This is a genomic window from Arthrobacter sp. BG3, assembly GCF_056680185.1.
Map to the genome: position 1 here is coordinate 3029652 of NZ_CM155270.1, position 14488 is coordinate 3044139.

At 69.9% G+C, this 14488-nt stretch carries 12 protein-coding genes; 9 read left to right on the forward strand and 3 right to left on the reverse strand.

Features of this window, described 5'->3' with window-relative positions; translation table 11 throughout:
• Window positions 1-49: 49 nt before the first annotated feature.
• Window positions 50-970 (forward strand): hypothetical protein, encoded by a 921-nt coding sequence (locus tag AC1MFL_RS13610; protein WP_479810418.1) that lies wholly within the window; start codon window positions 50-52, stop codon window positions 968-970.
• Window positions 971-1067: 97 nt separating this feature from the next.
• Here the strand turns inward: AC1MFL_RS13610 and AC1MFL_RS13615 are convergent, their stop codons facing one another.
• Window positions 1068-2048: a DNA-3-methyladenine glycosylase family protein gene (locus tag AC1MFL_RS13615; RefSeq protein WP_479810419.1), complete on the reverse strand. Its 981-nt coding sequence runs from the start codon at window positions 2046-2048 to the stop codon at window positions 1068-1070.
• Window positions 2049-2213: 165 nt separating this feature from the next.
• Between AC1MFL_RS13615 and AC1MFL_RS13620 the strand changes: the two genes are divergently transcribed.
• A complete protein-coding gene (locus AC1MFL_RS13620) occupies window positions 2214-2642 on the forward strand; it encodes a VOC family protein (protein WP_479810420.1) in 429 nt (142 codons plus the stop codon).
• Window positions 2643-2685: 43 nt separating this feature from the next.
• Here the strand turns inward: AC1MFL_RS13620 and AC1MFL_RS13625 are convergent, their stop codons facing one another.
• A complete protein-coding gene (locus tag AC1MFL_RS13625) occupies window positions 2686-3852 on the reverse strand; it encodes an SLC13 family permease (RefSeq protein ID WP_479810421.1) in 1167 nt (388 codons plus the stop codon).
• A gap of 119 nt (window positions 3853-3971) precedes the next feature.
• On the opposite strand from AC1MFL_RS13625, the gene AC1MFL_RS13630 reads away from it, so the two are divergent.
• The 5 genes from AC1MFL_RS13630 to AC1MFL_RS13650 all read left to right on the forward strand — a co-directional run bounded on the left by AC1MFL_RS13630 (window position 3972) and on the right by AC1MFL_RS13650 (window position 9894).
• On the forward strand, window positions 3972-5357 hold the full coding sequence (locus AC1MFL_RS13630; RefSeq protein ID WP_479810422.1) for a cystathionine beta-synthase: 1386 nt from the start codon (window positions 3972-3974) through the stop codon (window positions 5355-5357).
• A 68-nt stretch (window positions 5358-5425) separates the two neighbouring features.
• Window positions 5426-6625 carry a cystathionine gamma-synthase gene (locus AC1MFL_RS13635; RefSeq protein ID WP_479810423.1) on the forward strand — a complete coding sequence of 400 codons (1200 nt, stop codon included), beginning with the start codon at window positions 5426-5428 and terminating at the stop codon, window positions 6623-6625.
• A gap of 6 nt (window positions 6626-6631) precedes the next feature.
• On the forward strand, window positions 6632-7933 hold the full coding sequence (locus tag AC1MFL_RS13640) for a glycosyltransferase 87 family protein (RefSeq protein WP_479810424.1): 1302 nt from the start codon (window positions 6632-6634) through the stop codon (window positions 7931-7933).
• Window positions 7934-8002: 69 nt separating this feature from the next.
• Window positions 8003-8539 (forward strand): winged helix-turn-helix transcriptional regulator, encoded by a 537-nt coding sequence (locus tag AC1MFL_RS13645; protein ID WP_479810425.1) that lies wholly within the window; start codon window positions 8003-8005, stop codon window positions 8537-8539.
• The gene (locus tag AC1MFL_RS13650) at window positions 8536-9894 is read left to right on the forward strand and encodes an MFS transporter (protein ID WP_479810426.1); all 1359 of its coding nucleotides are present in this window, start codon (window positions 8536-8538) and stop codon (window positions 9892-9894) included. Before AC1MFL_RS13645 ends, AC1MFL_RS13650 begins: the two co-directional genes overlap by 4 nt.
• On the opposite strand, the gene AC1MFL_RS13655 is transcribed toward AC1MFL_RS13650, so the two are convergent.
• Window positions 9891-11093, reverse strand: coding sequence for an acyl-CoA dehydrogenase family protein (locus tag AC1MFL_RS13655; RefSeq protein WP_479810427.1), 1203 nt, complete (start codon window positions 11091-11093; stop codon window positions 9891-9893). The two genes, AC1MFL_RS13650 and AC1MFL_RS13655, sit on opposite strands and share 4 nt — an antisense overlap.
• Window positions 11094-11142: 49 nt before the next feature.
• Here AC1MFL_RS13655 and AC1MFL_RS13660 point away from each other — a divergent pair, with 49 nt between their 5' ends.
• Together AC1MFL_RS13660 and AC1MFL_RS13665 are read left to right on the forward strand one after the other, a co-directional pair.
• Window positions 11143-11796, forward strand: coding sequence for an MOSC domain-containing protein (locus AC1MFL_RS13660; RefSeq protein WP_479810428.1), 654 nt, complete (start codon window positions 11143-11145; stop codon window positions 11794-11796).
• Between the two features lie 393 nt (window positions 11797-12189).
• A complete protein-coding gene (locus tag AC1MFL_RS13665) occupies window positions 12190-14352 on the forward strand; it encodes a DEAD/DEAH box helicase (RefSeq protein WP_479810429.1) in 2163 nt (720 codons plus the stop codon).
• Window positions 14353-14488 lie beyond the last annotated feature (136 nt).

Below are 14488 nucleotides of genomic sequence, written 5' to 3' on the forward strand. Positions count from 1 at the left end.
CTGTGGATAACCTCTGCGCCCTCGTTGGTTCGGGGCCACAATGGGTCGCATGGTCCGCATCGCGCCGCTCCCCGACAGCCTCGTCCAGACCCCGTTCACGGTCTATGAGTCCCGCGCGCTGGGGGTCCCGCCCAAACGGCTGCGGGCCCGTGACCTGTCCGACGGCGGCCGCCTCATCTACCTGCCCGCCGGCCGGCACCTGGGGATCGTCGAACGCGCCCGCATCCTGGCCGCCGCCACGCCGGGCGCCTGGGTGTCCCACGAAACCGCCGCCGTCCTGACCCTGCTCGGCCTGCCCCCGTGGCTGGGGGAGTGCTCCACCATCCACCTCAGCAAGCCGCATGCGCTGCCCCGGGTCCGGCGGGCCGGGGTCACCGGCCACCGCGTGCGGTCCAACCCCGGTGAGAGGACCGACGTCGACGGCATCCCCGTGACGGCGCCGCCGCGGACCTGGCTGGATCTGGCCGCGGACCTGCCGCTGAACTACCTCATCGCCCTGGGCGACCAGATCATCCGCAGACCCCGCCCGGGCCTCGAGCAGCGGTCCCAGCCCTACGCCCACAAGGAAGGGCTGCGGCTGCTCATCCGCCAGCACCCCAACATGAAGGGGGTCGAGAAAGCCCGGCTTGCACTGGACGAGATGCGGGTGGGGGCCGACTCCTTCCCGGAGACCTTCCTCCGGCTGGCGCTGCTGGACGCGGGCCTGCCCGAGCCGGAACTGCAGCTGCGACTGGAGCCGGAGGACCCGCGCTCGCCGGCTGCCGACCTGGGCTACCGGAGGTACCGGATCGCCATCCAGTACGACGGCGCGCCCCACCTCACGCGGGAACAGCAGTCCCGCGACAACCGGCGGGACGAGGCGTTCCGCCACGCGGGCTGGGCCTACTTCAAAGTCAACGCCGATGACCTGGCCGAAGGTTTCGAGGGCGTCATCGACCGAATCAAGCGGGTCCGGCCCGGTCGTGCCTGACCCGCCCCCAGACAGCAACGCGGAGTCAGATCGCGCCCATAAAGGGGCTCCGGACGGGCCGTAAGTGACCCCGCGTTGCAGTCAGGGGAGGGTGGGATTAGTGGGCGCGGTGGTCCTGGATGGTCATCCGCGGGCCGAAGGTCGGTTTGCGGAAGCCGCTGAGGCCGATCATCCGGACCACGCGCTGCCGGTGCCCGGCCCACGGGGCCAGCAGCCGGAGCATGCCGGCGTCGTCCGTCCTGCGGCCGGTCAGCGCCGCGCCCACATACGCCGCCAGGTGGTAGTCGCCCACGGCAATCGAGTCCGGGCAGCCGTGCGTGCGCTGCACCACCTCCGCGGCCGTCCATGCGCCGATGCCGGGAATGGTCTGCAGCTTCGCGGAGGCCTCCGCGGCCGGCACCGCGGCCAGCCGTTCCAGTGCGACGGCGGAACGCAGCGCGCGCATCACGGTCGCCGACCGCTGCGGGCCCACCCCGGCCTTGTGCCATTCCCAGGACGGGATGCGCAGCCACTGCTCGGGCGTGGGCTGCACCAGCAGATTGGCCGGCGCGACGGTGCCGGCGCCCGGCGCCGGGGTCCCGAAGCGGTACATGAGATAGCGGTAGCCGCGCCGGGCCTCGATCACGGTCACCTTCTGTTCCAGGATCGTGGGAACGAGGGAGTCGATGAGGCGCCCTGTGGAAGGCAGCCGCACGGCGGGGTTCCGGTGCCGGGCCTCAACGACCATCCGGGGGAGCGTGGCGTGGAACGCGGGCTCGTCAAAACCGGACCAGTCGTCGTCGCTGCCCAGCATCCGCGGGGCGGAGTTGGCGGCATCGGCCGCGCCCGGCCCCCAGGCCTGGACCTCGACGGCCGGTTCCGCACGCGGGCCGGCGGCGGTGAGGCGGACGGTGGCCGGCCCCGAGGGCGTCGTGAATCCCAGCCACAGGCCGTCCGGCATGGTGCGGATGGACGGATCGCCGTGCCCCCGCAGGAGCGTGCCGACCGTTTGGGACAGGTCGAAGGGGCCGCCCGGGTGCCAGCGCAGCGAGGCGTCCGCCGCGGCGGCCAAGCCGGCGGGGACGTCTGCAATGGTCATCCGACCATGATTCCACGAACGCCTGACAGCAGCCGTACCGGGGGCATCCGCGGCATGGGCCGTAGGCCCCTTATCCTCCCGCGTTGGCGGGGCTAGACTCCGCCTGTGGCACGGCCCGGCCGCGCCCGCCGCCGGGCCCGGATCCCTTCTTCCTAGGAGCATGTGATGGCTGGTGGAGTAGTACATTTCGAGATCCCCGCAGACGACGAGAGCCGCGCGCGGGACTTCTACAGTTCGATCTTCGGCTGGGAATTCCAGGTGCTGCCGGAGATGGACTATAGCCTCGCCATGACCACGCCGATGGACGAGCATGGCCGGCCCGCGGTGTCCGGCTCCATCAACGGCGGACTGTTCCGGCGTACGGACCAGCTCACTGCCCCGGTGGTGACGGTGGATGTGGCGGACATTGACGCCGCCCTGGAGCAAATCGCGGCGCACGGCGGTTCCGTTCACCGGGAAAAGATGGAGGTGCCAGGGTCCGGCTGGAACGCCTACTTCAAGGACTCCGAGGGCAACATTGTGGGCCTGTGGCAGAACGCGGTGCCCGGCGGCGGAGCCGGCTCCCCGGCCACCGAAAACGACATCGGCGCCTGACGGCCTCGAGCCACCCCGCGCCGCGCCCGGCGCCTGCCTCCGGTCAGTGCCTCCCGGTGGCGAGCCACAGCGCCACGACCGCGAGCGGCACGGTGAGGGCGGCGGCGGCGAGGCCGGCGACCGCGAAGCCGCCCCAGCGGATCTCGACGTTGAGCGTCCGGAGTCGTTCGTGCCAGAGCAGTGTGGCCAGCGAGGCCCACGGGGTCACCAGCGGGCCGAGGTTCACGCCGATCAGCAGCGCCGCGAGCCGCACCGGCGAGTCGCCGGCCGGTTCCAGGGCGAGGTAGGCCGGCAGGTTGTTGACCGCATTCGCGGCCCCGGCGCCCAGGCCCGCGAGTTGCAGCAGTGCCGGAAGGGACTCGCCGGAGCCGGCGATACCGGACAGGAACCGGGTCAGGCCGTTCGCGTGCAGGGCCTCCACCACCATGAACAGCCCCGAGGTGAGCATAAGCGGCCGCCAGGGGACCATGGACCAGCGCAGCGCCGAGCGGCGGCGCCAGAGGAAGAGGCCCAGCAGGACCGCCGCCGCCGCGATCGCCGGATACTGCACGGGCACACCGGAGACAAGCGCGGGCAGCAGCAGCACCATCACCCCCGACGCCGAATACAGCAGCACCCTGTCCCGCGGCTTGTGGACCGGCTGCGGCCCGTAGCGGCCGGCGAGGTCCTTCCGGAAGGCCAGCCACAGCAGCACGACCGGGACCATGATCCCCACCAGCGCCGGCGCCCAGAGCAGGGAAGCGAAGGCGGCCGGGCTCAGGTGCAGCCGGTCCTGGGCGAGCAGATTGGTCAGGTTCGATACCGGCAGCAGCAGCGAAGCAGTGTTGGCCAGCCAGATGGTGGTCAGGGCAAAGGGCAGCGGCGGGATCCGGGCGTGGATCGCCAGCAGCACGACGACGGGGGTCACCAGCACCGCCGTCGTGTCCAGGGACAGGAACACGGTGGAGACGGTGGCCAGGCCGATCACCAGCAGCCACAGCAGGAACACCCGGCCCCGGCCCAGCCTGGCGAGACGTTCCGTCACCACCCGGAACAGCCCGGCGTCGTCCACCAGTTCCGTCACCAGGGACATCGCCACCACAAAGGCCAGCACCGGCACGGTGCGGCCGGCCAGCTCCTGGAACGCCGGCCAGGGCAGCAGTCCGGTGAGCAGCGCCGCACACCCTGCCGCCAGCATGCCGGCCGGGAGCAGGTAACTCTTCAGCCTCATCGGCTACACCCACGGTTCACCGCATTATCTTCGCACCGGCGCTCCCCGGGAGCCGTTCCGACGTGCCCCGGGAGCCGTTCCGACGTGCCCCGGGCCGCGGAGACGGTAACTTTGTACCTATGAAGTACGCCCAGTCCGTTCTGGACCTCATCGGCAATACGCCGCTTGTTAAGCTGCACCACGTTACCGACGGCATCGGGGCCACGGTCCTGGTGAAGCTGGAATACCTGAACCCCGGCGGTTCCATCAAGGACCGCATCGCGGTGAAGATGATCGAGGAGGCCGAACGCAGCGGTAAGCTCCTGCCCGGCGGCACCATCGTGGAACCCACCTCCGGCAACACCGGCGTCGGACTGGCCCTCGTGGCGCAGCAGAAGGGCTACCGCTGCATCTTCGTGGTGCCGGACAAGGTAGGCGAGGACAAACGCGCCGTGCTGCAGGCCTACGGCGCCGAGGTCGTGGTGACGCCCACCGCAGTCGCCCCCGACAGCCCGCACAGCTACTACGGCGTCTCGGACCGGCTCGTCACCGAGATCCCCGGCGCGTTCAAGCCCGACCAGTTCTCCAACCCCGCCGCCCCGGCCAGCCACTACGAGTCCACCGGCCCGGAAATCTGGCGCGACACGGACGGCCGGGTCACCCACTGCGTGATCGGCGCCGGCACCGGCGGCACCATCACCGGCACCGGCCGGTACCTCAAGGAAGTCTCCGCCGCCCGTGCGGAGGCCGACGGCGGCGTGGTCAAGATCATCGGCGCCGACCCCGCAGGTTCGGTCTACTCCGGCGGCACCGGCCGGCCGTACTTCGTCGAGGGGGTCGGCGAGGACATGTGGCCGGCCAACTACGACAAGGCCGTCCCGGATGACGTCATCGCGGTCAGCGACGCGGACTCCTTCGAGATGACGCGGCGGCTGGCCCGCGAGGAGGGCCTGCTCGTGGGCGGCTCCTCCGGCATGGCCGTCGTCGCCGCACTGCAGGTCGCAAAGGACCTGCCGGAGGACGCCGTCGTCGTCGTGATCCTGCCCGACTCCGGCCGCGGCTACCTCGCCAAGATCTTCAACGACCAGTGGATGCGCTCCTACGGCTTCCTGGCCGGCGGCGACGAGGCCTCCGTGGGCGAGATCCTCAAGGCCAAGACCGGGGAACTGCCGGACCTCGTGCACATCCACCCCACCGAGAGCGTCCGCGACGTCATCAACATCATGAACGAGTACGGCGTCTCGCACATCCCGGTGCTGTCCCAGGAGCCGCCCGTGGTGATGGGCGAGGTCCTCGGCGCCGTCGACGAACGCACCCTGACCGCGAAGCTCTTCCGCGGCGAGGCGAAACTCTCGGACAAGATCTCCGAACACATGGAGGCCCGGCTGCCGGTGATTGGCTCGCTCGAATCGATCTCGACCGCCCGCGAACTCCTCTCCGACGCGGACACCCTCATGGTGACGTTCGTCGGCGCGGCGGTGGGGATCCTCACCCGCCATGACCTGCTCGCCTACCTGAGCAACTGACCCCAGCAGCTGACCCGGACACCGGACCGCCCCCCGGGGCGTCCGGCCGCCGGCCGAAAGGAACGCAAATGTCAATGCCCGAAAAGTCTTCCATAAAAAACGCCGGCTTCAACACCCGCGCCGTGCATGCCGGCCAGGAGTTCGAGCCGCGCACCGGCGCCGTCGTGCCGCCCGTGCACTTCTCCACCACCTACGCCCAGGAAGCGATCGGCGTGCTGCGGGCCGGCTACGAATACGGCCGCGGCACCAACCCCACCCGTGACTCGCTGCAGGAGCAGCTCGCCGCGCTGGAGGGCGGCTCCAACGCGTTCTCCTTCAGCTCCGGCCTCGCCGCCGAGGACTCGATGATCCGCGCCCTCACCCGACCGGGTGACCACATTGTGCTCGGGAATGACGCCTACGGCGGCACCTACCGGCTGATCGCCCGGGTGCTGGGGGAGTGGGGCATCGGCAACACCCCGGTGGACATGTCCAACCTTGACGCCGTCGCGACGGCCGTGGCCGGCAACAAGACCCGCCTCGTGTGGGTGGAGACGCCGTCGAACCCGATGATGAAAATCACTGACATCGCCGCCCTCGCCAAGGTCGCGCACGACGCCGGTGCCCTCCTCGTGGTGGACAACACCTTTGCCTCGCCGTACCTGCAGAACCCGCTGGCCCTCGGCGCCGACGTCGTGGTGCACTCCACGACCAAGTACATCGGCGGGCACTCCGACGTCGTCGGCGGCGCCATCGTCGTCAATGACGCGGAGCTGGCCGAGAAGATCGGCTTCGTCCAGTTCGCCGTCGGCGCCGTCTCCGGCCCGATGGACGCCTTCCTCACCACCCGCGGGCTCAAGACCCTCGGCGTCCGGATGGACCGGCACAGCGACAACGCCCAGGCCGTGGCCGAGTGGCTGCTGGCGCGCCCCGAGGTGGAGGCCGTGCTGTACCCGGGACTGCCCTCGCACCCCGGGCACGAGCTGGCCAAAAAGCAGATGAAGAAATTCGGCGGGATGATCTCCGTGCAGTTCAAGGGCGGCGAGGCGGCGGCACGCAAGGTGGCCGAATCGACCTCCGTGTTCACCCTCGCGGAGTCCCTGGGCGGCATCGAATCCCTGATGAACTACCCCTCCGAAATGACGCACGCCTCGGTCAAGGGCACCGAGCTGGCCGTCCCGGTCAACCTGATCCGGCTCTCCTGCGGCATCGAGGACGTCGAGGACCTCATCGCCGACCTCGAGCAGGCCTTCGCGCAGATTGCCTCCGCCGGCGAGTCAGGCAGCTAAGCACCCGTGACAACCACCACCAGGGCCATGCCCTCCACCACGCGCGGCTGGCTCGCGACGGCGGCCGGCGCGTCCGCCGTCGTCGCCGCCCTGGTGGTGCTGTACTCGGCCTACGATCCGCTGCTGAACGACTTTGAGGTCTACTTCTACGGCGGCAACCGGGTGCTCCAGACCGGGGAGGCCGGCGTCAACGAGCTCTACGCGGCCCGGGACGGGCTGCCGTTCACCTACCCGCCGTTCGCGGCGCTGCTGTTCGCGGCCCTGGCGACGCTGGGCCAGCGCGGCGGCGGCCTGGTGTTCATCACCACGGCCCTGCTGGGCGCCGGAATTGTGTCCGCCTGGCTCGCGCGGCATTACTTCCGCCTCGGCGGCTGGCGCAACGCGGTCGCCGACTGGCGGTTCCGCGCCGTGACACTGGCCGGCACCGCCGCGATCCTGCTCCTGGGGCCCTGGCGGGACACCTTCGACTTCGGCCAGATCAACATCATCCTGATGGGCCTGATCCTGGCGGACTTTGCGCTCCACGGCAAAGCCCGGGCCGGGGAGATCCGCTGGCCCGCGGGGCTGCTGATCGGGATCGCGGCCGGCATCAAGCTGACCCCGCTCGCCTTCGGGCTGTACTTCCTGGTCCGCCGCGACTTCAAGGCCCTCGGCTGGATGGCGGCCGGCTTCTTCGGCTCGATCGGCCTGGCCTGGGCCGTGCTGCCGCACGCCTCGCTCACCTTCTGGACCCAGATCCTGCCCGACACCGGACGGATCGGCGGACCGGCCTACGTGGACAACCTCTCGGTCAAGGGCCTGCTGCTGCACCTGGGCCTGCCGGATTCCGGTCTGACCAGCCTGGCGTGGCTGGTGCTCTCCCTGGCCCTGGCCGCCGTCGCCGCGCTTGTGATCAGGTGGGCGGTGGAGGCGGACGAGAACTTCGTCGCCGTCTCTGCGACCGCCGTGCTGATGCTCCTGGTCAGCCCGGTGTCCTGGTCGCACCACTGGGTGTGGATGGCCGTGGCGCTGCCCTGCATGGGCTTCGCGATCCACCGGGTGCCGTCCCGGAACGGGCGGATGCGCCTCGCGGGGTGGATCATCGTGGCGTTCTCGGCCCTCGCCTTCTACCTGACGCCCAAGTACCTCTCGGTCATGGCCGGGGCGGCCGAGTGGGGCAAGGACCCGCAGACCCAGTGGCAGCTCATTGTGGCCAGCCTCGGTGTGGTCTGCGGCATCGCCATGCTGGTGTACTGGGCGCTGGCCTACCGCCCCTCCCGCGCCGCGCTCCGCGGGCGCATCGACGCCGGGGCTCCGCTGAAGTTCTAGCTCCGGGGCCGCTGACATTTTGCCGCCGGACTATGGCTTTCTCGAAGATAGTCAGCTAGTTTGGTCCGCATGGCACTTCGATCAGACTGGTCCCAGCGGAACTGCAGCATGGCGCGCGGCCTGGACATCCTCGGGGACCCGTGGGGCATGCTCGTCCTCCGCGAGGTCTTCTTCGGCAACGGCCGGTTCGACGCGATCAAGTCCCGCCTCGGGGCCGCCGACTCCGTCCTCACCAAACGCCTGGCCGCACTCGTCGACGCCGGGCTGCTCACCCGGCAGCCCTACGACGACGGCGGCCGCACCCGCCAGGAGTACGTCCTCACCGCCATGGGGGAGGATGCCCTGCCGGTGCTGAACGCCGTCGTCCTCTGGGCCGAAAAGCACCTGCCGGCGCCCTCGGAGCAGTCCCACATGTTCGTGATCCACACCGGCTGCGGGGCGCGCACCACCTCGGCGGACAGCTGCACCGCGTGCGGGGAACGGCTCACCGTCCGGAACACCAGCTGGCACAGCCTCACCCGCACCCCGGACCCCGTTCCGCTCGCCGCCGCCCCGGCGCCGGCGGCCCCGGCCGGCATCACCCCCGCGCACGGAACAGCCGCATGAGCGCCCCCAAAGACACCCTGCTGCCCGGCCGCCGGCGGAGGATCCACCCGGCCTGGACCGTGGCCGCCGTCGCGTTCCTGGCGCTCGTCGGCGCCGCCGGCTTCCGGGCCGCGCCGGGGGTGCTGATGGTGCCGCTGCAAAACGAATTCGGCTGGTCCACCACCGTGCTTTCCGCCGCGGTCAGCATCAATCTGGTGCTCTTCGGCCTCACCGCGCCCTTCGCCGCGGCCCTGATGGAACGCTTCGGCGTCCGCGCCGTCACCGCCGTGGCGCTCGTGCTGATCGGGGCCGGCAGCGCCCTGACCGTGCTGGTGACCGAGTCCTGGCAGATCCTGCTGACCTGGGGGCTGCTGATCGGCCTCGGGACCGGGTCCATGGCGCTGGTCTTCGCCGCGACCATCGCCAACACCTGGTTCGCGAAGAGCCGCGGACTGGTGATCGGCATCCTCACCGCCGGCAGCGCCGCCGGGCAGCTGGTCTTCCTGCCCTTCATCGCCGCCCTGGCCCAGGATCCGGGCTGGCGGCAGGCGTCGCTGCTGATTGCCGCCGGGGCCCTGGCCGTGGTGCCGCTGGTGCTGAAGTTCCTGAAGAACTCGCCCGCCGACGCCGGCGTGCTGCCGTACGGGGCCGAGGCGGAGCCGGAGACCACCGCCGGGGCCGCGGCAGAGGCCGCGCCCGGGTCCACGCCCGGACCGGGCCCGGCCGGTGCCGGGGAACCCCACCGGAACGCCGCCGTCCGGGCCCTGCAGGTGCTCAAGCGCGCCAGCAAGGTGCGGACCTTCTGGGCCCTCGCGGCCGGGTTCGCGATCTGCGGCGCCACCACCAACGGACTGATCGGCACCCACTTCATCCCCTCCGCCCACGACCACGGCATGTCCCAGACGACGGCGGCGGGCCTGCTGGCCGTCGTCGGGATCTTCGACATTGCCGGGACGATTGCCTCCGGCTGGCTGACGGACCGTTTCAATCCGCGGATCCTGCTCGCGGTCTACTACCAGTTCCGGGGGATCGGCCTGCTGGTGCTGCCGCTGCTGCTGAGCGCCACCGTCCAGCCCAGCATGATCGTGTTCGTGGTTATCTACGGACTGGACTGGGTGGCCACCGTGCCGCCCACCGCCGCCATTTGCCGCCAGGTCTTCGGCGCGGACGGCAGCGTGGTGTTCGGCTGGGTCTTCGCGGCCCATCAGCTCGGCGCGGCCGCCGCGGCGCTGGCGGCCGGCGCCATCCGGGACGCCACCGGACAGTACACCTACGCCTGGTTCGGCGCGGCCGCGATGTGCACCATCGCCGCCGTGATCAGTGCGAGCATCCGCAAGGATGCCGGCGCCAAGGGCGCCGTGCCTGTCCCGGCCTAGCGGAACGCCTGCAGCCCGGTGATGTGCTGGCCCAGGACCAGGGTGTGGACCTCGTCCGTGCCCTCGTAGGTGCGCACCGACTCCAGGTTGGCGGCGTGCCGCAGCGGCGAATAATCCAGCGTGATGCCGTTCCCGCCCAGGATGGTGCGGGCCTCCCGGGCGATAGTGATCGCCTCCCGCACGTTGTTGAGCTTGCCCAGCGAGATCTGCTCGGGCCGCAGCTTCCCGGCATCCTTGAGCCGGCCCAGCTGCAGCGCCAGGAGCGTGCCCTTCTGGATCTCCAGCAGCATGTTCACGAGCTTCTCCTGGGTCAGCTGGTATCCGGCGAGCGGCCGGCCGAACTGCAGCCGTTCCTGGGCGTACTTCAGCGCCGCCTCGTAGGAGTCCCGGGCGGCACCCATCGCGCCCCACGCGATCCCGTAGCGCGCCTCGTTCAGGCAGCTGAACGGGCCGCGCAGCCCGCGGGCTGCCGGGAGCAGGGCCTCCGGACCCAGCCGGACGCCGTCGAACGCCACATCGCACTGGATCGAGGCGCGCATCGAGAGTTTCTGCCCGATCGGCGTCGCGGTCACCCCCGGGGTGCCGGCGGGGACCAGGAAGCCGTGGACGCCGTCGTCGGTCATCGCCCACACCACCAGCACGTCGGCCACCGAGGCGAGCCCGATCCAGCGTTTGGTGCCGTCCAGGATCCAGCCGGCGTCCTCGCCGGTGCCGTCGCGGCGGGCGAAGGTCTTCATCGCGGCGGGGTCCGAACCGGCGGTGGGCTCGGTCAGCGCGAAGCAGCCGATCAGTTCGCCGGCGGCCATCCGGGGGAGCCAGTGGAGTTTCTGCTCCTCCGAGCCCCATTTGTGGATGGCCGTCATGGCCAGCGAACCCTGCACGGAGACGAAAGTGCGGATGCCGGAATCGCCGGCCTCCAGTTCCATCGCCGCCAGGCCGTATTCGACGGCGGAGCGGCCCGGGCAGCCGTAGCCCTCCAGATGCATGCCGAGGACGCCGAGTTCCCCCAGCTCCGGGGCAAGCTCGAGCGGGAAGACGCCGTCGTCGTACCAGCCCGCGATGCCCGGGCGGATGCGCTGGTCGGTGAAATCGCGGACCCGTTCCCGGACGGCCAGTTCCCCGGCGCTCAGCAGGGAATCGATGGCCAGGACGTCGGACACGTCGTCGGACCCATGGGGAAAACCAGCTTCGTTGCTCATTCCAGCATCCTACGGTCTCGCCCGGCGGGCCCGGGCCTACACTGGTGCCATGGACACCGCTACTGTTCTTGCCGTCTGCCGCGTACACCAGCTGCTGGAGGACCCCGGCAGCGTCGGCGTCACCGCGATCGACAAACGGCCCGTGGCCGGCCCCGTCAAGGTGAACAAGCTCGGGCTGCGCGGTGACGTCCAGGCCAGCCGCGTCCACCACGGCGGCGAGGACCAGGCGCTCTACGCTTACTCCCAGGACGACGCCGACTACTGGGCAGCGGAGCTCGGCCGGGAACTGCCGCCGGGGATCTTCGGCGAGAACCTGCGCGTCGCCGGCATCAGCGCCACCGACGCCCTGATCGGCGAACGTTGGAAGATCGGACTTGACGTCGAAGTCGAGGTGACCTCCCCTCGCGTCCCCTGCGCCACCTTCCAGCGGCGGATGCATGAGCCGCACTGGGCGAAGCGGTTCGGCGACGCCGGGCGGGTCGGGACCTACCTGCGCGTGGTGCGGGTCGGCAGCATCCAGGCGGGGGACCACATCCACCGGATCTTCCTCCCCACCCACGGGGTCACCATCGGCAAGTGGTTCAGCGATCCCACGGTGGAGGATATGGAGGCCCTGCGGGACGCCGATGCCGACGGTGAGATCCGCCTCCAGCCGGAGTACCTGGGGGAGTTCGAGAAGCTGCAGCGCCGCCCCGGGCTGTAGCGGGCCGGGTGCCCGTGTGCGCAAGCTCACCGCCGTCGCGGGCTGCCGGGTTACCCAACGGCGGATCCATGCCCTACAATTGAAATATCCCCCACTCCGGAAATCCCTTATTTCCTGCCCAATTCTTGAGGCAAGACTGGTAAGTGTTGGGGCCCGCGCAATTGAGATGCGGGCATTTTCATAGGGAGAGCCGGCTAAAGAAAACGCTGTACAGACTGCTGGGATAGCAGCCAAGAGTTGCAGCGGGAAGTCCTGCCACGGGATTGCGAAAGCGCCGGGCTTCTATGTGACCGGCCGGTCAAAGTATGCCCGGCGATTTTGTGTCACGCGTACTGCGGCCCCGCTCACCTCGGGTTGTGCCGCTTGGCCCCTATGAATGAGGATATTTCACCTATGCCCGAAACTCAGAACAACTCCGTCGAAACCGAAAACATTCAGAGCGACGTCGAGACTTCTGAAACGGCTGCACCCGCAGCCGGCTCCGCCCCGGTATTCACCGAGGCTCCTGCCCCCGTTGACGTTCCGGCTGCTGCCGAGACCGCACCGCAGGCTGACACCAAGGCTGCCCCCGCCACTGAAAAGGCTGACACCAAGGCTGCCCCCGCCAAGGACGAGGACGAAGAAGAAGGGGTCAAGTTCGTTGACCTCGGCATCGACGCCCGTGTCCTGGCTGCCCTGCAGGACGTCGGCTACGAGAAGCCGTCCCCGATCCAGGCAGCAACCATCCCGCTGCTGCTCGAAGGCCGCGACGTCGTGGGCCTGGCCCAGACGGGCACCGGTAAGACTGCAGCATTCGCAGTACCGGCGCTGTCCCGCCTGGCCGAGCTCCACGACCTCAACGGCCCGTCCCGCAAGACCCAGGCCCTGGTGCTCGCTCCGACCCGCGAGCTCGCACTCCAGGTCGCCGAGGCCTTCACCTCCTACGCCAAGCACATCGATGACTTCACCGTCCTCCCGGTGTACGGCGGCTCCGCCTACGGCCCCCAGCTCGCCGGCCTGCGCCGCGGCGCCCAGGTTGTTGTCGGCACCCCCGGCCGTGTGATCGACCACATCGCCAAGGGCTCCCTCGACCTGTCCGAACTCCAGTACCTGGTGCTGGACGAGGCTGACGAGATGCTCCGCATGGGCTTCGCCGAGGACGTTGAGCAGATCTTCCAGCAGACCCCCGAGGGCCGCCAGGTTGCACTGTTCTCCGCCACGATGCCGAGCCAGATCCGCCGGCTGTCCAAGCAGTACCTGAACAACCCGGCCGAGGTCCAGGTCAAGTCCAAGACCACGACGGGCGCCAACACCCGCCAGCGTTACCTGCAGGTCATGGGCCCGCATAAGCTCGATGCACTGACCCGCATCCTCGAGGTTGAAGAGTTCGAAGGCGTCATCGCCTTCGTGCGCACCAAGATGGCGACCGAGGACCTGGCCGACAAGCTGCGCGCCCGGGGCTTCCAGGCCGCCGCCATCAACGGCGACATCCCGCAGCAGCAGCGCGAGCGCACCGTCGAGGCACTGCGTGACGGAAAGATCGACATCCTTGTCGCCACCGACGTCGCGGCCCGCGGCCTTGACGTCGAGCGCGTCAGCCACGTGATCAACTACGACATCCCCCACGACACCGAGTCCTACGTGCACCGCATTGGCCGTACCGGCCGTGCAGGCCGTTCCGGTGATGCGATCCTCTTCATGACGCCGCGGGAGAAGTACCTGCTGCGCTCCATCGAAAAGGCGACCCGCCAGCCGGTCGAGCAGATGCACCTGCCGACCGCGGAATCGGTCAACACCCTGCGCCTGGGCAAGTTCGCCGAGAAGATCACCGAGACGCTTGCGTCCGAGGACGTCTCCGCCTTCCGCGACCTCATCTCCTCGTACGAAGAAGAGCACAACGTTCCGGCGTCGGAGATCGCTGCTGCACTGGCCGTCATGGCCCAGGGCGGCCAGCCGCTCCTGGTCAAGGAACTGCCTGCTGCTCCTGAGTTCCAGAAGCGCGAGCGGTCCAAGGACGGCTTCGGCTCACGCGGCCCGACCCGCACCCTGACCGAGGGCAACGCCACCTACCGGATCGCCGTCGGACGCCGTCAGCGCGTTATGCCGGGTTCCATCGTTGGCGCCATTGCCAATGAGGGCGGCATCTCCTCGGCCCAGATCGGCGGCATCGACATCCGTGCGGACCACTCCCTCGTGGAGCTCCCGGCGGACCTCAGTGCCGACCAGCTGAAGGCGCTGTCCCGCACCCGGATCGGCGGCGAGCTGATCCACCTCGAGCTGGACAACGGCCGTTCGCCCGCGAGCGACCGCGGCGGCGACCGTGGCGGCTACCAGGGTGGCGGCCAGGGCGGCAGCCGCGGCGGTGACCGTGGCGGTTACTCCGGCGGCGGCGACCGTGGCGGCAACTTCAAGGGCAACGGCGGCTTCAAGCGCGAATTCCGCAAGACCGACGGCGAGCGGACCTCCGCTGACCGTGGCGGACGCTCCTTCAGCGACCGCAACGAGCGTGGCGTCGGCTCCGACGCGGCCCGCAAGCCGCGCACCGAAGGCGGCTTCAAGCCCCGCACCAAGTGGTAACCATCAGCTGCTAAGCACTGATTCACCCTGAAAACGGGCCGGCTCCAGAGCCGGCCCGTTTTCCGTTAAGTTCCCTTGGTCACATCCGGGTGCCCGGCGGTGCTCCCGGCCCGCCCCCAGGCCATCTCGGCGCTCT